Source organism: Heyndrickxia camelliae, from assembly GCF_002844575.1.
In the GTDB taxonomy this organism is placed as follows: domain Bacteria; phylum Bacillota; class Bacilli; order Bacillales; family Bacillaceae_C; genus Margalitia; species Margalitia camelliae.
The window spans coordinates 112,175-130,866 of the sequence record NZ_PIQO01000005.1 but is presented as its reverse complement, the minus strand read 5'-3'; the positions used below and the strand labels follow the sequence as shown (position 1 = coordinate 130,866).

Below are 18,692 nucleotides of genomic sequence, written 5' to 3'. Positions count from 1 at the left end.
AATGATTGTCTGTACTGACTGACATTTTAGGTTAAAGTACACACTAGGGGGTTAATCCCCTAGTAAATAATACAACACTATCATTTAGAAGCTTGTCAAACTCCTCTTCCATAAAGGCGGAATCTCCGTTCATTCTTCCATGAGCAAAACCGAAGTTCATGTATAGAAACGTTATAGCCATTTTTTCCGCATCAATCGGGATAATTTTTTTTCGATTCTTCATCTCTTCAAAATAATTTGTTAAAAACTCCTTCAAAAGCTCAGGATGTCTGTGAGAATATTGGTGCAATCCAGGCACATTTTCCCCTATCTTCATAAGCATTTTAAGGAGCTTTCTGTTTTGATGCATAATTCGATGATAATTTTTGCTAATTAACTCTAAATCCTCTTTCAAACTCCAGACAAGCTTACTTTCAAAAATAGAACGCATTTCCTCACCATAATGATATCGATCGATGGCTTTTTCCAATAAATTTTGCTTACTTTGAAAATGTCGAAAAAGCGTTTTTTCACTAAAACCGGCTTCCCTTGCAATTTCCTCTGTTGTAACTCCGTTATAGCCATTTTTAGAAAAAAGATCGATTGCTACTGTTATAATTTTTTCACTGGTCTCTTGTTTGCGATTTGAAGCCATAAATAATTATTTAACCCCCTAATTGAACGTCAGCACTGACCGACATTAATATATTCCTTTTACTTTTTTTTGTCAACCGATAAATAACTAAATTTTTGCACTAAGCTTCTTTTCTATTATCAATAATACTTGCCCCTTCCATCATCTCAATGCAAACAAATCGTTTTTGAAATGAACATGCCATATTGAACTATCCTGCCCTCATAAGAAAAGAGCATCCCTATTAAAGGAATGCTCCCGTTTGTTAATTTCAAAATTCACATACTCATTTCGATTTAATTTAAATAATCGTTTTAACCTTCCATGTCTAACATTCCCAACAACTTTTTGTAGTTAGATAATGTTTCTTTATCCTCCACTGGAAAACCAGATTTAAAAAATATAATATCTCCTGAACCATGGTTAATTTGATTATTCGCTTCCAGGATTCTCCTCAAGTTTTTTGCGGTACCAACACTCCCAGATATAATTTCCACTTCTTCGGGAAATATTTTCTTAATACTATCTTCAAAATATGGAAAATGAGTACATCCTAGGACAACCGTACCGTATTGCATTAAATTAAACGAAGATAGCTGTTCCTTTAAATATGGGACAACTATCTCTTCTCTAAATTCAAATTTCTCGGCAAATTCTACAAGACCAGGAAGCGGTAAACTTTCCACAATATCATGTTGGTCTATACTATTTACAAGATTATGGAATTTTTTCTCTTTAAGAGTTAAATTGGTTGCCAATACAAGTACTTTTTTTCGCTTTCCCTCACAGCTTTGGACAGCTGGTTTTACGGCTGGTTCAATACCTAAAATAGGAAAATCATACTTTTGTCGAAGATCATCTACTGCAATACTTGTTGCAGTATTACAAGCAATGACTAAGGCCTTCACTCCTTGTTCGGCTAAAAAATCAACTGCATTAAAAATATATTCCCTTACTTCCTCCTTAGACTTTTCACCATATGGATTATGTAAGGTATCTGCATAAAAAATGTAATCTTCATTTGGTAGATACCTCAAAGCTTGATGAAGTACTGTTATTCCACCTATACCAGAATCAAAAAAACCAATTCTCATTACTTTCACTCTCTCTACAATTAATTCTGTTCTATATTATCATTCTTGACCTTCCAAGTTCCATTTTTTCAAAAATGAACATCTGGGGCTTTATAAGGATTAGAAGTAGATTTATATTAGTTACCATTGAAAAATGACGAGAAATTATTTATCTCGTCATTTCTTATCATATTTTTACAAGTGTTCTTCCTCTTGCTTGCCCTTTAAGTAGTGTAGGTAAGACTTCGGGAAGTTGACGAAGTGTTATTTCTTGTTGAATAAATTGTTCTAGGTTTACCGGTTTAAAAATTGTTGCTAATCTATTCCATACTTTCAATCGTACATCCATTGGGCAATACACAGAATCAATTCCTAGTAGATTTACCCCCCTTAGAATAAAAGGGAAGACTGTGGTCGAAAGTTTTGTTCCCGCTGTTAGACCGCTAACCGCAACGGAACCGCCGTATTGAATTTGACTTAATAGAGATGCAAGTGGATCGCCACCAACCGGATCTACGGCAGCAGCCCATTTTTGATTACCCAACGCTTTGATTTTCCCATCAAATACTTCTTTTCTTGTAACAATTGAGGCTGCTCCAAGATTCTCTAAATACTCCCATTCGGTTTCTTTACCTGTGCTAGCTTCCACTTGATACCCAAGAGTTGAGAGAATAGAGACAGCAAAGCTACCTACACCACCAGTAGCTCCTGTGACAAGCACCTTTCCTTTTTCGGGTGAAACACCATTTTCTTCTAATCGTTGGACCGACAATGCCGCTGTAAAACCGGCGGTTCCCATAATCATGGCTTCCTTTAAAGTAAGACCGTTTGGAAGGGGAACAACCCACTTGGCTGGAATACGAGCATACTCACTGTAACCCCCAAAATGGGAAACACCAATCTCATAGCTCGTCGCAATAACTTCGTCACCTTCTTGAAATCGAGGATCTTCTGATGATACAACGACCCCTGCTAAATCAATTCCGGGTACAAAGGGATAATTCTTGACGATGTTACCATTAGGTATTGTAGCGAGACTATCTTTATAATTGATACCAGAATATTGAACGTCAATCAATACTTCTCCCTCTGGTAAATCTTGAATCGTTAGACTTTGAAGTTTTACAGAAAATTGGTCTTCATATTTATTCACAACTAGTGCATCAAAGGGTTTTATCATTGCTACTACTCCTTCCCATTAAGAATAAGTGATATAAAAACGATTCAAGCAAATTTGTTAATAGCATTGTGTTGCCGAATTATTGTTAGCTGAAAAAATTTCACTACATAAACGCATCATTTCTTTAAATTTATGTTAGTATAGCGCCTATTTTCCAGCACTTGAGATTTTAATATATAAATCATAACTCTAAAAATGAATACCGTAAAATATGTATAATAGATAATTACTATCTGATATTTTGATAGCTGAAAGAGAAACGGGTCTGGTTAATACTTTTAACTTCTTTTTTCAGTTAAAACTCATCTTATCTGATAGTCAACACAATAAAAAAGGGATTAGATACCTCTAAATAAAAACAGGTTTGTTTAAGTACAATATTCACTGTTTCCACTTTAATTAAATTCTTATTTAAAACAAGGTCCCTTAACTCCCTTAATCACTTATCATATTGATAAATTGTTTTAAAGAAGTAGGCATATACTTGTCCTTTCGATAAATGAATACTGTTTTGACTTTTCCATATCGATTCGGAATTGAATGTTGTCTGAGGATTCCGTCTTGTACATGCTTTGAAATTACACTTTGTGGAAGCATACTTATACCAAGACCAGCTGCTACACAACCGATAATCGCGTCCAAAGTACCAAATTCCATAATTTTATTAGGAATTACCTTCTCTTGATGTAACCATTGTTCAAGTTTTTCTCGATAAGAACATCCCGCATGAAATACAAGCAGCGTCCTTGTTTGAATATCTTTAAAAGAAGAAATAGGGGGATGTATGGTATCTGTAATAACTACCAATTCCTCTTCAATTAGTTCCTTTTCATTCAGCTCGGGGTGTTCAATAGGTCCTGCCACAAATGCCCCATCAAGTTCATACTGCAAGACTCCTTGAATATTATGTTCTGTTGAGCCCGTTTTTAGCGTTAAATCAACATCCGGAAAGTCCTTATGATACTTTGCAAGCAGGTCTGGCAAACGAACCGCTGCAGTGGTTTCCATCGACCCAATAATTAACGGACCATTTGGTGTTTCATCGTCGCTGATCACACTTTTTGTTTCTTCTATAAGATCAAATATTTTTTCTGTGTATGTTAATAACATGCTGCCCTTAGCCGTTAAAGCAGTTCCACGATTATGCCTATAAAATAAGGTAGTTTGAAGATCCGATTCCAACTGTTGAATTTTCATCGTAATGTTAGATTGTGCATATTGAAGTTCTCTTGCTGCCTTTGAAATACTCCCTAACTTTGCCACGGTCTGGAAAATTTTTAATGTATGCAAATCCAAAATAAAATCTCTCCCTATTTTTAGCTATCATTTAAAGTGATACCCAATATCATTTTTATGTATTATACCATATAGCAAAAAAGCTATATGATTTAAATATCCTACATTTTAACTGGAGGTTAATCTTTGAAAAAAGAGACATTCTAAAAAGAATATTCAATTTGAAGGGAGATATATACAATGCCATTATTACGCTTTGATTTAGTAGAGGGTAGAAGTGAAGAAACGTTAAAAAAATTATTAGATTCGGCTCATCGTGCGATGGTGGAAGCATTCCAAGTACCTGAAAGTGACCGCTATCAAATAGTTCATCAACACCCGCCGCATGAACTCATTATAAAGGATACAGGATTAGGATTTGAAAGAAGCAAAGACCTTGTAATTATTAGTATTGTTAGTAAAAAAAGAACTGTGAAACAGAAAGAAACTTTATACTCACTTCTAGCCCAATACCTTAAATCTGAATGCGGGATTTCACCACAAGATTTGATGGTTTCTATAACGGAAAACAGCGATGCTGATTGGAGTTTTGGACTAGGAGAGGCACAATTTCTAACAGGTTCATTGTAAGTTATAAAGGTAAGCTTTATATTTGGAGGTTTTTATTTGAAAAAGCAATCCTATCATTTTCTAATCGGGGGAATATTGTCTTTAATTATTGCCACGGGGATTGGGAGATTTGCTTATACTCCCATTCTGCCACTAATGCAAAAGGATCTTTCTTTTTCCGATACTGTTGCTGGTTATATTGCCTCAAGTAATTACGCAGGATATTTGCTTGGAGCAGTTTTAGCAAGTGCAATTCCCCTTAAAAAGCATAGAACGGTTATCTTAAGAATATGTCTTGTCATTAGTATCTTAACCACTGCCGTAATGGGTCTAACATACTCGCATTTGCTATGGTATGTACTGCGATTTCTATCGGGGGTTTCCAGTGCTTTTATGCTGATCCTAGCCTCTGGCATCGTGTTAGATAAACTTGCCTTTTTAAATAGAACAAATTGGTCCGGTTTATTTTATGGGGGCGTAGGCTTGGGAATCTGCTTATCCAGTATGTTTATCCCGAGATTAAATCGTTTATTTCATTGGGAAGGAACTTGGACAGGACTAGCGGTTGTTAGTGCTATCCTAGCTTTCTTCGTATGGATCTGGCTTGATGACCACTCAAACACTGCAGGGAACAAAACTAAACTAGATATTCCTGCAAAAGTGCCGCCTACTAATTGGCTTCTATGGTTGATTATTGCATATGGATTAGAGGGATTAGGTTACATTGTTACAGGAACATTTATCGTATCTATCGCTTCCTCAACTTTTCATAAAGGTGCGACCTTAGTTTGGATGATAGTTGGATTGGCTGCAATTCCATCCTGTCTCATCTGGTCAATACTAGCGCAGAATTGGGGATACATCAAATCCTTGGTTTTTGCAATGGTGTTGCAATCTTTTGGAATGGCGATGCCTGCCTTTTGGATTTCGAAATCAAGTTTTATCATAAGTGCTTTATTATTTGGAGCTACATTTATGGGAATCACAACGCTCGCTACCACACTGGGACGACTAATCAATCCAGCTAATAGTAATAGAACAATCGGTATTTTGACAGCTATTTATGCTATCGGACAGTTAATTGGACCAGTCCTTGCTGGAGTCATTTCATCATTTACTCATAATTTTAATAATGCTTTAATAGGAGCATCTAGTGTCGTCTTAATTGGGGCCGGGATGCTTTTAAATGGAATTCCATTTGAGAAGAAAGCCCGAGAAACAGTAAGTAAGAAAAATTACGAGGTGTGATTATGTTAAACAATAAAATGACAGAGCTTTTGAATGTCAAGTACCCGATAATACAGGCTCCTATGGCCGGTGGCGTAACTACCTCTACATTAGTGGCAGAGGTTTCAAATTCTGGGGGTTTAGGAATGATTGGAGCTGGATACTTATCACCAGTTCAAACGCGGGAACAAATCAAGGAAGTAAAGCAACTAACATCACATCCTTTTGGTATTAACCTATTTGTTCCTAATGAATTTATGGTTACAGAGAAGCAAATTAAATCAGCGAACCAGTTCTTAAACCCCATTCGTCAACAATTAAATTTGGAACAAAAGGATAGCATGGATATCCCTAATTATAATGATGTTTATGAAACATTTAAAGAACAGATTAAGATTGTAATGGAAGAGAATGTCCCTATTTGTTCCTTTACATTTGGCATTCCTTCAAATGAAATAATTGCTGATTTAAAAGAATGTAACATTATTCTAATGGGGACTGCTACATCCGTTAGAGAAGCAGTTAAAAATGAAAAAGCAGGCATGGATATTGTTGTTGTTCAAGGTAGTGAAGCTGGCGGACATCGTGGGAGCTTTATCGATGGCGATCAAGAGAGTTTGATTGGCTTAATGTCACTAATCCCTCAAGTTGTTGACACTGTAAACATTCCAGTTGTTGCTGCTGGAGGAATCATGGATGGAAGAGGGTTAATGGCTTCAATTTGCTTAGGAGCAAAGGGCGTACAAATGGGTACAGCTTTCTTGACTTGCGTTGAAAGTGGTGCACATGAAGTACACAAAGATGCTATTCTTAATGCTAACGAAGAGGAGACTGTTTTAACTCGATCATTTTCTGGTAAATGGGCGAGAGGAATAAAAAATAAATTTATTTTAGAAATGCAAAAACAAGAAACTCTTTTACCAGATTATCCTGTGCAAAATACACTAACCCAGGATATTAGAAAGGCTTCTAGTGCACAAAACACTCAAGACTTCATGTCACTTTGGTCCGGCCAGAGTCCAAGATTAGCCACAAGTCAAACAGTTAATTCGTTAATAAAGAAACTTATTAGAGAAGCTAAAAAAATAAATTCAAATATGTATATGGAATAGGCTGTATGGAAAAAGATAAAAAAACTACCTACTTAAACATTTTAAATTCGTTGGAGAAATCACAATTTATTGTGTGGTCTTTAGCGCAACAAAAAAGGAAGCAAGTAAGTCGTTGCTTCCTTTTTATATCGCTATCAAGTATATATGGTATTAGCAATATAGTTGATTTATCTTCCTCCCCCAAGTATCTGTTATGGCTTCTTTTTTAGCAGATATTTGGACCTCTCAATCGAGATTCCCAGGCATTGAGAAAGTTCCAATGTACTCAGAGACACGTATACCGTTTAATTTAATTTTACAAGTTCTTAATTTGGCTCTTTCTTCATCCGTTAAAGGAAGTTTGGGAGAAGGAATCGGCATTGGTATATCACCCTTCCAAAGCGCTTTTCAAGCTCCTTAAATCACTCTCTACTAATCCAGCATCCTCAGAAAACTTCTCATCTGACATGTCAGGCAGCTGAAAAAGTGTGAAAATCACTTCACTTCCAGAACTATTTGGAATGACACGCATGGGATTCAGGATTACTTGGTCTGGGGCAGGACTAACATAGTGATCCAATACTCCGAACTTATTCCTTTCCACGAACCTAATTTTCACAGGACCCTCTGGCGTTTCCACAATCCACTCCCCCTCTGTACTAGATTTGCTTATACCTAGGCTGAATGCACCTGCCCATTTCGGTAAGTTTTCGGGATTAAAAATATAATCATAAACCTCATTAGGTTTTCGTTTAATGGAAACACTCACCGTTTTGGAATTAGATACTGATACCATAAAAACTCCCCTTTCTATTGAATAAATCCATATATAATTTCCATATTTATGTTTAAATATCCTCTCATTTTTTAATCAATTATAATACCTTGCTTTTTGAACTAATCTGCCATTAATGCTCCAATCTAATTTTAAACAAAAATAGGTATGGCATGTGATGTTATACCAATTGTGGATAGAAAACAGACTTTCAAAATGGATAGGTTAATCTCATGATTACAGAAACCATAGCAAAATCTACAGCATAAAACTTATTAGGAATTACATAAAAGTTTATTTTTTTGAGACTCTAACTAAAAAGGATTAGTTAGCCCTATAACAGAAAAGGATGTAATATTATGTCAGTAAAGGTTCAAAAGATATTAAATATTGCTATGATCTTGATTTCATTTTCAACAATACCTTTTATGGGGTTACAAAATATAAAGCGATTTTTACCTATTTCAATCCTGATAGGGATTATAGAAGGAATTCATGCACTGATTGGAAAAAAACGTAGATGGTGGATTTTTTATAATAAACCAAATTCATACTTTTTTAATGAATTTCCTTTTAATATTGGGGTATTTTTGATTATCTCACTTTGGTATATGAAGTGGTCATATGGAAAGTTTATGAAGTTTCTTTTACTTAATGCCATAGGTAATGCCTTATTTGCGTATCCTTTCGCCAAATTTGCGCGGAAAATTAAGTACTTCACATTAGTTCGTATTAATCATTTACAATTTTTCTTTTATTTCTTTTCTAAGGTATTTTTGTTTTATGGACTCCAATACCTTTTTGAAAAGTACAAAAAAACTAATTAAAAGAGGAAATTCGTTGATTTATCCTGTTCCTTAGTTGAACAACATATAGAGCTGGCACCGTAGCTCCATTTTTAACCCAAATATCTGCCCTATTTAGGGATGCATATTCTTACCTTTGACCAAGTCCTCGAAATAATAGATAGAAGCCTAATAAGTATGAATTCTATTGTAATTAATAAAAAGAAACCGCTAGTTCAATTGGAAAGTTTCCATTAATCTCCGTACAGTTATATTTCCCACACTCTTTTTAGATTTATGGTGTTACAATGGAAATGGTCGGGAGTTTATCGCTCTCGGCATTTCATTTATACTCTTTATTAACTTGGTGAATAAACGATTTTCTTATGTTGATACTAATAAAAACTAACTGTTAATAAAGGTGAGTATAAATGAGACATGAGACAAAAAAGATTTTGAAATGGTTCATCATCATTAATATTGTAAACGTAATTATTGCTGCCATAATTGGCCAAATCCAAACTGAGTATTTGATAAAAAAAATTAACAGAAATACAGATAAAAATAATCAATAGTTCTTAGTTGCATCTTCTGTATTTCATATAAAAGTTAAAACACGGGTATATGAAGGAAAGGTTTTAGTCGGAGCGCCACTTCTATTCACAACATTCCTTACTAGCTTAAATCTAAGAAGATGGATAGCGGATTTTTTTGCTCTGTAATAAAATACTACTTTATTTTGTTCGTTCTTTTCCTTTCTTTGTCTACACAGTAGTAAAAATAGGGTACACCAATTCAATTAAGATTTTAGAAATGCTAATCTAATCTGAGAAAAAGGCTGTATCCGCAGCTGCCTATGTTCCATCCCGCTCTTCCCAAACTTTGTATTGATTAGGATTACACTGTAAAAAACCGGCAAAATGCCTGCCGGTTTTTTACTCATTTTATTTTGTTTGTGAAATGATATTAACAAGATGGGTTAGAGCCTCATGGATTGGGGTAACTGGACGACCAAGTATTTTCTCAAAGTCATTGCTTTCAACTTCTAGTGAACCGTTCCGAATGCTTTCTTGAATTCCGACTACAACGGGAATTACAAATTCAGGTAAACCTAGGCCTTTCATGACCTCAGCATATTTTTCGTCACTAACCTGTTGTATTGGTATTTCTTTACCTAATACATTACCAACAGCGGCTGCTAATTCTTCTTGAGTTAAAAGAGGACCAGAAAGCTCATATACTGTATTTTCATGACCATTTCCAACAAGAACTGCTGCGGCAGCATCTGCATAATCTTGTTGCAATGCCCAGCCTACTTTACCTTTTCCAGCAGAAGTTACCCATGGAGCTCCTGCCATAGCACCTTGAATGCTTCCAATTTCGTTTTCCAAATACCAATTATTACGTAAGAAGGAATATGGGATGCCCGTCTTAATGATAGCTGCTTCTGTTGCAACATGAGGAGGAGCCATTAAATTTTTACTTTCAGTGGCATTCGCTAAACTTGTATAAGCAATAAATTTTACCCCTGCATGCTCTGCCGCTTGCACAGCATTAATATGTTGGTGGATTCTTGTTTCATTGTCACCATCAGCAGAAATAATTAATAATCGATCAATTCCTTTAAATGCATTATCTAGTGTTTCCGGAAGGTCAAAATCGCCATGACGCACTTCCACTCCACGAGAATGAAGTCCTTGGGCTTTCTCTGGATTTCGAACACTTACTGCCAGATCACTTGCAGGTATCGATTTCAATAATGATTCTACAACCTTTGAACCTAATTTTCCTGTAGCTCCTGTAACTAATATCTTCATCTTATATTCCTCCAATTCACTTTCGGATGTAACAACATTGATTACATGTATTCATTTTAGTTACCTGTATCTGTTTTGTCAACAGGTTGGTTTCTATTTATTAATCTGTACTTAATTTGGTATAATAAACTTGTAATCAAATTAATTACATGATCAGCAAATACATTTCAATAATGGAATTGTTAGTAGGGATGGTGACTAAACATGTCCATCAGCAGCCGATTCGCTGTCGGAATTCATATTTTAGCTCTTATTAAATTAAATAAAGAAGGAGTAACCTCCTCTGAATTTTTGGCTTCAAGTGTTAACACGAATCCTGCCGTGATAAGAAAACTAATGGGTATGCTTAAAAAAGCTGGATTGATAGAGGTACATCCAGGCATTGCAGGTGCTAAGCTTGCAAAGGAATTATCTGAAATTACACTGTTTGATGTGTATAAGGCAGTGAATGTTGTACAGGAAAAAGAATTATTTAGTATACATGATAATCCTAATCCAGATTGTCCCATAGGTCGGAACATCCAAAATACAATTGAACCCTTATTTTCAGCAGCCCAGTTTGCAATGGAGAAAGTTTTAAGAAGCCTTACTTTAGAAGATGTTGTGAAGGATATTGCTATTAAAGAAAATATCTTGTTATAAAGACATTCCTGTGGAATGTCTTTTCACTTTCTTATTCCCCCCTCAGTTCACTACGAATATCTCTCGAATACTCCCTTACTCGGAGGATTTCATTACTATTGAAATATTGCTTTAATGTAATGAATATGAGTTAAGATATTTTTGGCCACATCCACAATGAACTTTCATTACCTAATTGCCAAACATGAAGGTCACCTAAGAAAGATGGATTGGACAGGTATTTCTTTTGAGTGGTTATAAAGGACAATTAGACTGGTATTTAGGCTGAAGGTGTCCTTTTGAGGTGGTGTAAAGGACATTTGGGCTGGTATTTGGGCTGAAAGTGTCCTTTTGAGGGGATATAAAAGACATTTGCTCTGTTTTTTTGGCTGAAAGTGTCCTTTTGAGGCCGTATAAAGGACATTTGCTCTCGTATTTTGGCGGAAGCTGTTCTTTTGAGGCAGTATAAAGGACAATGGCACTCGTATTTACGCGGAAGCTGTCCTTTTGATGTAGTATAAAAGACATTTGCTCTGTTTTTTACGCGGAAGCTGTCCTTTTGAGGGGGCATAAAGAACATTTGCTCCCGTATTTACGCGGAAGGTGTTCTTTTGATGCCGTATAAAAGACATTTGCTCTGTTTTTTACGCGGAAGCTGTCCTTTTAAGCCGGTATAAAGGACATTTGCTCTCATATTTACACGGAAGCTGTCCTTTTGAGCCGGTATAAAGGACATTTGCTCTCATATTTACGCTAAAGGTGTCCTTTTGAAACCGTATAAAAGACATTTGCTCTCATTTTTACGCGGAAGCTGTCCTTTTGAGCCGGTATAAAGGACATTTGCTCTCGTATTTTGGCGGAAGCTGTCCTTTTGACACGGTATAAAGGACATTTGCACTGATTTTTTGGCTGAAAGTGTCCTTTTGAGGGGGCATAAAGGACATTTGCTCTCATATTTACGCGGGAGCTGTCCTTTTGACACGGTATAAAGGACATTTGCACTGATTTTTTGGCTGAAAGTGTCCTTTTGAGGGGGCATAAAGGACATTTGCTCTCATATTTACGCGGGAGCTGTCCTTTTGACACGGTATAAAGGACATTTGCACTGATTTTTTGGCTGAAAGTGTCCTTTTGAGGGGGCATAAAGGACATTTGCTCTCATATTTACGCGGGAGCTGTCCTTTTGACACGGTATAAAGGACATTTGCACTGATTTTTTGGCTGAAAGTGTCCTTTTGAGGGGGCATAAAGGACATTTGCTCTCATATTTACGCGGGAGCTGTCCTTTTGACACGGTATAAAGGACATTTGCACTGATTTTTTGGCTGAAAGTGTCCTTTTGAGGGGGCATAAAGGACATTTGCTCTCATATTTACGCGGGAGCTGTCCTTTTGACACGGTATAAAGGACATTTGCACTGATTTTTTGGCTGAAAGTGTCCTTTTGAGGGGGCATAAAGGACATTTGCTCTCATATTTACGCGGGAGCTGTCCTTTTGACACGGTATAAAGGACATTTGCACTGATTTTTTGGCTGAAAGTGTCCTTTTGAGGGGGCATAAAGGACATTTGCTCTCATATTTACGCGGAAGGTGACCTTTTGAAGATTTGTATCTTCAGCCACATCTGCTTTAACTTTTACACCCATTCGTTTAAGTGTCGTATTTCACAATATTACAATTAAAATAGAAAAACCAGTGCAAATTCGCTTAGGTCATAAATTTCAATTCAGAACAAAGCCCAATAAAGTGTGGGATGGCATTGTAGACTCTGAAGTACTTGTAGTAGATCAGCCTAATAAACTATCTTACACTTGGATAACTGCTGGAGAAAACACTACTGTCACATGGACCTTAAGAGAAATAGATGGAATCACTCATTTGCATCTTGAGCAAAGCGGATTGAAATGGAGGGGCATACATACCATGGTGCCAAACAAGGGTGGGCTTTAATGGGTGGTAAACTTGAAAAGGTGCTAACAGAACTGTAACTCAAACTTTTTTTATAAAATTAGGAGGAAAATCGAAATGTCTATATTTTCCGTGATTCTTCAAAGTTTGTTGGTTTTATACTATGCCTTTTCAGGGTGCGCTAAGATAATAGGCACCAGCCTACTTATCATCGGTTATTGAATTGGTGGGTCAGTCGCATGGGCAGGTTGTCTTACTTGGAATTACAATGATATTTGCATGCCTTGCACATATTAGGGTCAAAGATTCATTTGGAAAAACGGCACCAGCCCTTATGTTTGCTATATTGAATATCATTTTAGTATTACTAAATACTGATCATCTGTAACATCTTTCATAAGAGCAATGATTCAACTTAATGTGATAAAAGAGTATCCCTTTTAGAATCATTGCATTTGCTAGATAACGGATTGTTTCGACCCGTTATTATAGTTTTATATTATATACTTCTATTTCTTGTATATGTGCTCTTTAACTAGTGAGTATCCTTAGTAATTGATTTGATTTAGCAAGGATGACAGGAAAAACAGAATGGTAAAAACCGTTTTAAATAAGAAGTAAGCCGAATTATACCATGGTATATCGGCTTTTTTTATTACTTTATAAGAAATGTACTCAATCCAAACTGCCCTGTTACTCTTATTATAATCCCTGCTCTTTTTAAGATTCCTTTTTTCACATACCTTATCAGGGCATTACTGATTCAATGCGGGATCGCTTCATAATATATAATGCTTTTTCAAAAGATGAATGACAGGCTTTAGGTAATTTCAATTTCCTCCTCGTCAAAAGCTTTAGGAATACATGTGGTCATTTTAGGTTCTTTAATGGTATTCTGCCACTTTACCTAGAAAAAAATTTAAAGTCTCCTAAGTGTTTAATTGGGTACGCTACTATCGTTAAAGCAAACAAGCAGCGAAGGAAAACCTTTTAAAGTAGTTGTCATTGACTAAATTCGGCCACTTGTATTTATACAGTCAACTCAATAAGATTTCCTTCTGGATCCTCAATAACACTTTCAAAATACCCATCTCCAGTGACTCTAGGACCGCTAATTAGGCGATAGCCATCATTCGTTAATTTGGCAGTCAATTGATTAACGGACTCCCTGCTCCCTAAAGAAAAGGCAATATGAGCCCAGCCTATCATATCATCCTGTTTTTGCTTATCAATACCTAATTTACGCATAATCTCTAATCGTGCTCCAGAATCAAAGGTGACAAAATATGATTCAAATTTCTTTTCTGCATTATGATATTTATTATTTGACTTTCCATTAAAATACGTTTCATAGAACTGTCTCATGACTTCCAAATCATGGACCCAAATAGCTACATGTTCAATTTTCATTTCAATTTCACCCCATGGTGTACTAAATATTTTTGAATCTTATCATTCAATTTATTGTTTTATATATAGAAGACTATCAACAAATAAATCAGCTTAATAGCTCATTAAACTTGACACGTTCTTCCCAGAAAGAACCATGACTGCTGTAATGAAACGGAACAAGCTCTTAATTCTTATTTTTTCAAACTATTGCACCCATTTGTCCAATATTCAAATGTCATTGATATAAATACTACATATTTGATAGGTGTATATCAAAGAAAAAAATAGCAGAAGCGTATTCAACACCAAGGACTTTGTTTGCTTGTGTCTATTGTTCTTTGTATATCTATACAGTAGCCAGTACCAAATAAGCAACAAAACTAGAGGTGTTCCGAGAAATACCCAGGGGGGAGCAAATGTCGCAGGACAAGGAATCAAAGTTGATAGAAATAAACTATATACGGTGAAAATACCAGCAAGGAATAAACTGATAAACGTCCAATTTTTAGACGGACGAAACAACTGTACCTTATCGGGATCTTTTTTTATACTGAAAAAACGCCATGTGTAATCACTTAGCCACAACACACTAAAAACAAAGGGCATAATTAATACATATGCATTAATCCCATCCCATCCACAAATCCTGTGCCAAATATCGTAAAAAAGGAAATGAAAGAGAGGATAATAAGGGCGATGAAATAACCGATATGAAGTAATGCCTTCACAATAATCCCCTTCCTGACTCATAAATTAGTTGTAAAAAATCGGAATAAAATTAATTTGTATTCCGATAATCATCCAAACTAATATATTTACGAATAAAAGGTACAATGGTTTCAGAATATTCCCCCCATAAAATTAACCTGCCTCTTTTTATTCCAATCTTGCGGCTTCATTTGCCAACAAAAAAAGGGCAACGAAAATCCATTGCCTTCATCATCATAAAACCTTTTTTCCATTTACTACTCCTAACATAACACTATTTCTCAAATAGTACTGCTTGATTAAGACACCTGTTACTTTAATAGTAAGCATTAAAACTATTTTACACCTTATGATGTTTCATTCTTTGTTGGTTTATCATTGCAGGAATAAATAAATATAATGCATAAGCAAAAGACATCCACGCTGTAAATGCAATAACCTGTGTATCATCTAATTTTGGAAAAATCAAATTGTAGTTCGATAAAGAAAACGTGTCCAATGTTAAACCAATGATAGTTCCAATTATTCCAAACTTTAATGGTGCATTTTTTGTTTTATCCAATAACAGATAAATATAAGTGATCCCCCACAAAAAAAGCCCTGTTATTATCACTAATAATAAAATGCTTATTGTAAAGTTTTCCGTTCCAGGACTAAATAGCACATGTTCTCCAAATAATACAAAAAACATTGTAGCAAAGAACCAAACTAACACACCCCATAATACAGTGATTAAATATCCTTTCATTACTTATCCCCCTCGTTAAGTAATTGAGTAAGACCTTTAAATAGTTGTCCAAGCTCTTCATATGTTTTTTCTACTGGAAAATCTTTTTGTACCAATGCTTGTAATGCTAACCCATCAACAATTGCATTGATGAGAATTCCCCACGTTTCTACAGAAACACCATCAATCGGTGTTTTTGACCATAAAGTTAATAAGCTTTGAGTCAATGCATTGTTTTCAGATTGCGTTATCTCTCCTAATTTACCTCTTATTGTTTCGTTGTTAAAACCTGAAACAACCAGTGTAAGAAATAATTTATGAAAAAAAGAATCATAAGAACACCGACTTTTAGCCGATTCTATTGCTTGACTGATAATATATTGATTACTTAGTTCTGATATCTCTGACCACGAGCTTTCACAAGTATCTTGAACAATGTCTAATAACAGCTGCTCTTTAGTTTTAAAATGATAATAGATTGTTCCCTGCGTTACTCCTGCCTGCTCTGCAACTGCCCGTAAGGTAAACTTGTCGATTCCGTTATTCACTAAACACTCCTTTGCACTTTTAATTAAATCTCCCTTACTAATAATATTAGGTTTTGCCAATTCGTCACCACCTTATTAGTTATTCAACTAACTAACTTAATGTAAATTTTACCATTTATTTTTTACAATTACAATATTTTCTTTTTAAGAAAATCCTGCTAGGTTCCATAACCATAGATGTACATCAATAGGTGCTAATCCATCTCTTTTCATCCCATTTACAAAGTGGGTAAATGGATAATAAAAAGGATAGTCATCTATGTTCTTTTTATAATTGAAAATCATATATTTTAAATAACGCTAGAAAGCACGGTGAAATTATGAAACCAGCCTTAATGTTAATATTTGATGTATTTCTGTTTTTTTTATTTCCTTTAGTATGCTGGGAAACTTGTCGGGGACTTGTAGGAGACTATCCTGCTATGATTCTCACCACTATACCTGGAATTATATATAGCTTATACAGGTTCAAAAATAATCAAAAGCTAACCTTTACAGGATTATTTGTTATTCTAAACTTAATTGTTGGTCTATTATTGGACCTACTTTCCGGTTCGGCCTTACAACTTTTATGGAATAATATTTTTTACTCATTAACCTTATTATTTATATATTTAATAAGTCTTATTTTTAAGAGGCCTCTTTATTTATATTTTGCGCTCGATCTAATGACGTTGAAAGGATATGACAGAAAGATAACGAAAGAGTTGTTTTTTGAGAAAAAGATATACAAGCTTTTTAAACTAACAACAATCATTTACTGTATAAACGAACTTATATATACCTTTTGTTTAATACAATGGATTCTCAAGTACGGTGTTGAGGCATATCGACTTGATATTATTCTGGATAATATACTCAATATGTTCTTGTCAGGTACTTCGTTTGTTGTTTTTATCATCATTCATCTGCGTGTAAACGAAATAACTCCGGTAAAAAATATCGCCTTAAAAAAAGCAAGAGAACGAAGTATATATTCCATTCAGGCGTATTCGAAATCCATTAATTTTGAGCGTGTTTTCTTTTACTTTAGTACACATTAATTTATAAACACCCCATTAACAAAACCTCGAATATAAAGGGCTATAAATGCATAATTTTTATAGAAAATATGCATCTAGGAGGGACTTTAATGAAAAGGGTGGCAAAGGATGACTTTGTGGAGGGTTTCGTCGCACATCATAATCATGGATCCGTTGACTATACATCTGTAGATAATGGGCATGTTCATCAATGTCTTGATGTTACATCGCCACCGATTCAGACGGAAGATGGAAGTCATATTCATTATACGGAGGGTTATGTATTATACGAAGACGGACACACACATTACTATAAAGCCTATTCAGGTCCGGCTATTCCAGTCGTCAATGGCATGCATGTTCATTATTATGACTTTTACACAAGTGAAGCGAATCATCATCGTCACCATGTAAAGGGTGTCGACCAACCCGCTCCCGGTACAAAATAATACAATGAAAAATGGATGAAGTCCCTGTTAAAAAGGACCTCATCCATTTTTTACTACAAGATCCCACTTCGTAGTTTTTCCATCATTTTCGCTTCAACTACTTGTCCGTTCGTTCAATAAGATTGTGATTTATCGGAAGGGATTTAACCTTAACAATAGAAAAACTGGCAGTATTATTTTGTTTGCCAGTTTTATGTCACTTTACCGTACTTAACCTCAAAATGGAGCCCTTTCGTATTCTCACAGAGAGTTCTTTATGATTTTAAGATTGGATTTATGGATACATTCTTTTGTTTTCTTTGCTTACTCGCAGCCGTTATCTCCTGTACTGTACATATACAGAAATACACTATTGATATCACTTGCACATACACCCAGATATGAGACATAATATCGGTGTTCCACGCTCCCATTAAGGACAATAGGGAAGGAATCGTAAGTGTCACCCATGATTGCACAAATGCCACTTTTCCAACATAGTTGTTGATTTTTTTATTCAAGGACATGGATAAAAAGAATAAACACCATAAATAGGCCCACATTCCCCATGTCAATGCATTGACAATATCATGAAAATGAATTAGATAAACACCCATATAAACTATGGCGATGATGGATACCCAAAGGGAAAACCACCCTAATCCGTTTCCGCTAAAGCCTGATAAATTTGTAATACCAACAAATAAATAAGTTAAACCAAATAGAAAAACACAGGCTAAATGAAAAATCGTCCAGTGCTGTTGATCCGACACAATAATTAAATAGAAAGGAATAATCACTTGCAGTAATCCCACAAACAAATTGAATACTCCTACACTCTTATGATCTGCTTTTCCAAACAACATGAGGCTGTTTAAAAATAACGTTGCTCCTGATAATAATAATCCGACATCACCCATACGTACATGCT

The 18,692-nt window shown here is 35.3% G+C and carries 18 protein-coding genes; 8 read left to right on the top strand and 10 right to left on the bottom strand.

The window, feature by feature from the left end; all coding sequences use genetic code 11:
• Positions 1-43: 43 nt before the first annotated feature.
• The 4 genes from CWO92_RS09240 to CWO92_RS09225 all read right to left on the bottom strand — a co-directional run bounded on the left by CWO92_RS09240 (position 44) and on the right by CWO92_RS09225 (position 4,162).
• Positions 44-634: a TetR/AcrR family transcriptional regulator gene (locus CWO92_RS09240; protein ID WP_101353919.1), complete on the bottom strand. Its 591-nt coding sequence runs from the start codon at positions 632-634 to the stop codon at positions 44-46.
• Positions 635-927: 293 nt separating this feature from the next.
• Positions 928-1,707 carry a glutamate racemase gene (gene murI / locus CWO92_RS09235; RefSeq protein WP_101353918.1) on the bottom strand — a complete coding sequence of 260 codons (780 nt, stop codon included), beginning with the start codon at positions 1,705-1,707 and terminating at the stop codon, positions 928-930.
• A 166-nt stretch (positions 1,708-1,873) separates the two neighbouring features.
• Entirely contained in the window at positions 1,874-2,866 is a 993-nt protein-coding gene (locus tag CWO92_RS09230; RefSeq protein WP_101353917.1) for an NADPH:quinone oxidoreductase family protein, read from the bottom strand.
• Positions 2,867-3,301: 435 nt separating this feature from the next.
• Positions 3,302-4,162, bottom strand: a complete 861-nt coding sequence (locus CWO92_RS09225; protein WP_101353916.1) for a LysR family transcriptional regulator — start codon at positions 4,160-4,162, stop codon at positions 3,302-3,304.
• 180 nt (positions 4,163-4,342) lie between these two features.
• On the opposite strand from CWO92_RS09225, the gene CWO92_RS09220 reads away from it, so the two are divergent.
• From CWO92_RS09220 to CWO92_RS09210, 3 genes are read left to right on the top strand one after another with little or no spacing between them, the layout of a single operon-like run.
• The gene (locus CWO92_RS09220; RefSeq protein ID WP_101353915.1) at positions 4,343-4,732 is read left to right on the top strand and encodes a tautomerase family protein; all 390 of its coding nucleotides are present in this window, start codon (positions 4,343-4,345) and stop codon (positions 4,730-4,732) included.
• A 36-nt stretch (positions 4,733-4,768) separates the two neighbouring features.
• Positions 4,769-5,959, top strand: a complete 1,191-nt coding sequence (locus CWO92_RS09215; protein WP_101353914.1) for a YbfB/YjiJ family MFS transporter — start codon at positions 4,769-4,771, stop codon at positions 5,957-5,959.
• 2 nt (positions 5,960-5,961) lie between these two features.
• A complete protein-coding gene (locus CWO92_RS09210; protein ID WP_101353913.1) occupies positions 5,962-7,050 on the top strand; it encodes an NAD(P)H-dependent flavin oxidoreductase in 1,089 nt (362 codons plus the stop codon).
• Positions 7,051-7,417: 367 nt separating this feature from the next.
• On the opposite strand, the gene CWO92_RS09205 is transcribed toward CWO92_RS09210, so the two are convergent.
• On the bottom strand, positions 7,418-7,825 hold the full coding sequence (locus CWO92_RS09205) for an SRPBCC family protein (RefSeq protein ID WP_101353912.1): 408 nt from the start codon (positions 7,823-7,825) through the stop codon (positions 7,418-7,420).
• A 1,195-nt stretch (positions 7,826-9,020) separates the two neighbouring features.
• Here CWO92_RS09205 and CWO92_RS25340 point away from each other — a divergent pair.
• Positions 9,021-9,164 carry a hypothetical protein gene (locus CWO92_RS25340; protein WP_158175303.1) on the top strand — a complete coding sequence of 48 codons (144 nt, stop codon included), beginning with the start codon at positions 9,021-9,023 and terminating at the stop codon, positions 9,162-9,164.
• Positions 9,165-9,533: 369 nt separating this feature from the next.
• Here the strand turns inward: CWO92_RS25340 and CWO92_RS09195 are convergent, their stop codons facing one another.
• Positions 9,534-10,406: an SDR family oxidoreductase gene (locus CWO92_RS09195; RefSeq protein ID WP_101353910.1), complete on the bottom strand. Its 873-nt coding sequence runs from the start codon at positions 10,404-10,406 to the stop codon at positions 9,534-9,536.
• Positions 10,407-10,610: 204 nt separating this feature from the next.
• Here CWO92_RS09195 and CWO92_RS09190 point away from each other — a divergent pair, with 204 nt between their 5' ends.
• Both CWO92_RS09190 and CWO92_RS09180 read left to right on the top strand, forming a co-directional pair.
• A complete protein-coding gene (locus tag CWO92_RS09190; protein WP_101353909.1) occupies positions 10,611-11,048 on the top strand; it encodes an Rrf2 family transcriptional regulator in 438 nt (145 codons plus the stop codon).
• A gap of 1,675 nt (positions 11,049-12,723) precedes the next feature.
• Positions 12,724-12,978, top strand: a complete 255-nt coding sequence (locus tag CWO92_RS09180; RefSeq protein ID WP_233270014.1) for an SRPBCC family protein — start codon at positions 12,724-12,726, stop codon at positions 12,976-12,978.
• A 987-nt stretch (positions 12,979-13,965) separates the two neighbouring features.
• On the opposite strand, the gene CWO92_RS09170 is transcribed toward CWO92_RS09180, so the two are convergent.
• The 3 genes from CWO92_RS09170 to CWO92_RS09155 all read right to left on the bottom strand — a co-directional run bounded on the left by CWO92_RS09170 (position 13,966) and on the right by CWO92_RS09155 (position 16,371).
• The gene (locus CWO92_RS09170; RefSeq protein WP_101353907.1) at positions 13,966-14,346 is read right to left on the bottom strand and encodes a VOC family protein; all 381 of its coding nucleotides are present in this window, start codon (positions 14,344-14,346) and stop codon (positions 13,966-13,968) included.
• Between the two features lie 1,030 nt (positions 14,347-15,376).
• The gene (locus tag CWO92_RS09160) at positions 15,377-15,784 is read right to left on the bottom strand and encodes a DUF5367 family protein (RefSeq protein ID WP_101353906.1); all 408 of its coding nucleotides are present in this window, start codon (positions 15,782-15,784) and stop codon (positions 15,377-15,379) included.
• On the bottom strand, positions 15,784-16,371 hold the full coding sequence (locus CWO92_RS09155) for a TetR/AcrR family transcriptional regulator (RefSeq protein WP_101353905.1): 588 nt from the start codon (positions 16,369-16,371) through the stop codon (positions 15,784-15,786). The genes CWO92_RS09160 and CWO92_RS09155 overlap by 1 nt, the downstream gene beginning before the upstream one ends.
• A 260-nt stretch (positions 16,372-16,631) precedes the next feature.
• On the opposite strand from CWO92_RS09155, the gene CWO92_RS25835 reads away from it, so the two are divergent.
• Both CWO92_RS25835 and CWO92_RS09145 read left to right on the top strand, forming a co-directional pair.
• A complete protein-coding gene (locus tag CWO92_RS25835) occupies positions 16,632-17,354 on the top strand; it encodes a VC0807 family protein (protein ID WP_367593486.1) in 723 nt (240 codons plus the stop codon).
• 89 nt (positions 17,355-17,443) lie between these two features.
• A complete protein-coding gene (locus tag CWO92_RS09145) occupies positions 17,444-17,782 on the top strand; it encodes a YmaF family protein (RefSeq protein ID WP_101353903.1) in 339 nt (112 codons plus the stop codon).
• Between the two features lie 254 nt (positions 17,783-18,036).
• Here CWO92_RS09145 and CWO92_RS09140 read toward each other — a convergent pair whose 3' ends face one another.
• Positions 18,037-18,681, bottom strand: coding sequence for an AmiS/UreI family transporter (locus CWO92_RS09140; RefSeq protein ID WP_101354025.1), 645 nt, complete (start codon positions 18,679-18,681; stop codon positions 18,037-18,039).
• Between the last annotated feature and the right edge of the window lie 11 nt (positions 18,682-18,692).

Coding starts and splice junctions, on each gene's coding strand:
- CWO92_RS09240 (WP_101353919.1), bottom strand. CDS start 634: ATGGCTTCAAATCGCAAACAAGAGACCAGTGAAAAAATTATAACAGTA.
- murI (WP_101353918.1), bottom strand. CDS start 1,707: ATGAGAATTGGTTTTTTTGATTCTGGTATAGGTGGAATAACAGTACTT.
- CWO92_RS09230 (WP_101353917.1), bottom strand. CDS start 2,866: ATGATAAAACCCTTTGATGCACTAGTTGTGAATAAATATGAAGACCAA.
- CWO92_RS09220 (WP_101353915.1), top strand. CDS start 4,343: ATGCCATTATTACGCTTTGATTTAGTAGAGGGTAGAAGTGAAGAAACG.
- CWO92_RS09210 (WP_101353913.1), top strand. CDS start 5,962: ATGTTAAACAATAAAATGACAGAGCTTTTGAATGTCAAGTACCCGATA.
- CWO92_RS09205 (WP_101353912.1), bottom strand. CDS start 7,825: ATGGTATCAGTATCTAATTCCAAAACGGTGAGTGTTTCCATTAAACGA.
- CWO92_RS25340 (WP_158175303.1), top strand. CDS start 9,021: ATGAGACATGAGACAAAAAAGATTTTGAAATGGTTCATCATCATTAAT.
- CWO92_RS09195 (WP_101353910.1), bottom strand. CDS start 10,406: ATGAAGATATTAGTTACAGGAGCTACAGGAAAATTAGGTTCAAAGGTT.
- CWO92_RS09190 (WP_101353909.1), top strand. CDS start 10,611: ATGTCCATCAGCAGCCGATTCGCTGTCGGAATTCATATTTTAGCTCTT.
- CWO92_RS09170 (WP_101353907.1), bottom strand. CDS start 14,346: ATGAAAATTGAACATGTAGCTATTTGGGTCCATGATTTGGAAGTCATG.
- CWO92_RS09160 (WP_101353906.1), bottom strand. CDS start 15,784: ATGAAAGGATATTTAATCACTGTATTATGGGGTGTGTTAGTTTGGTTC.
- CWO92_RS25835 (WP_367593486.1), top strand. CDS start 16,632: ATGAAACCAGCCTTAATGTTAATATTTGATGTATTTCTGTTTTTTTTA.
- CWO92_RS09145 (WP_101353903.1), top strand. CDS start 17,444: ATGAAAAGGGTGGCAAAGGATGACTTTGTGGAGGGTTTCGTCGCACAT.
- CWO92_RS09140 (WP_101354025.1), bottom strand. CDS start 18,681: ATGGGTGATGTCGGATTATTATTATCAGGAGCAACGTTATTTTTAAAC.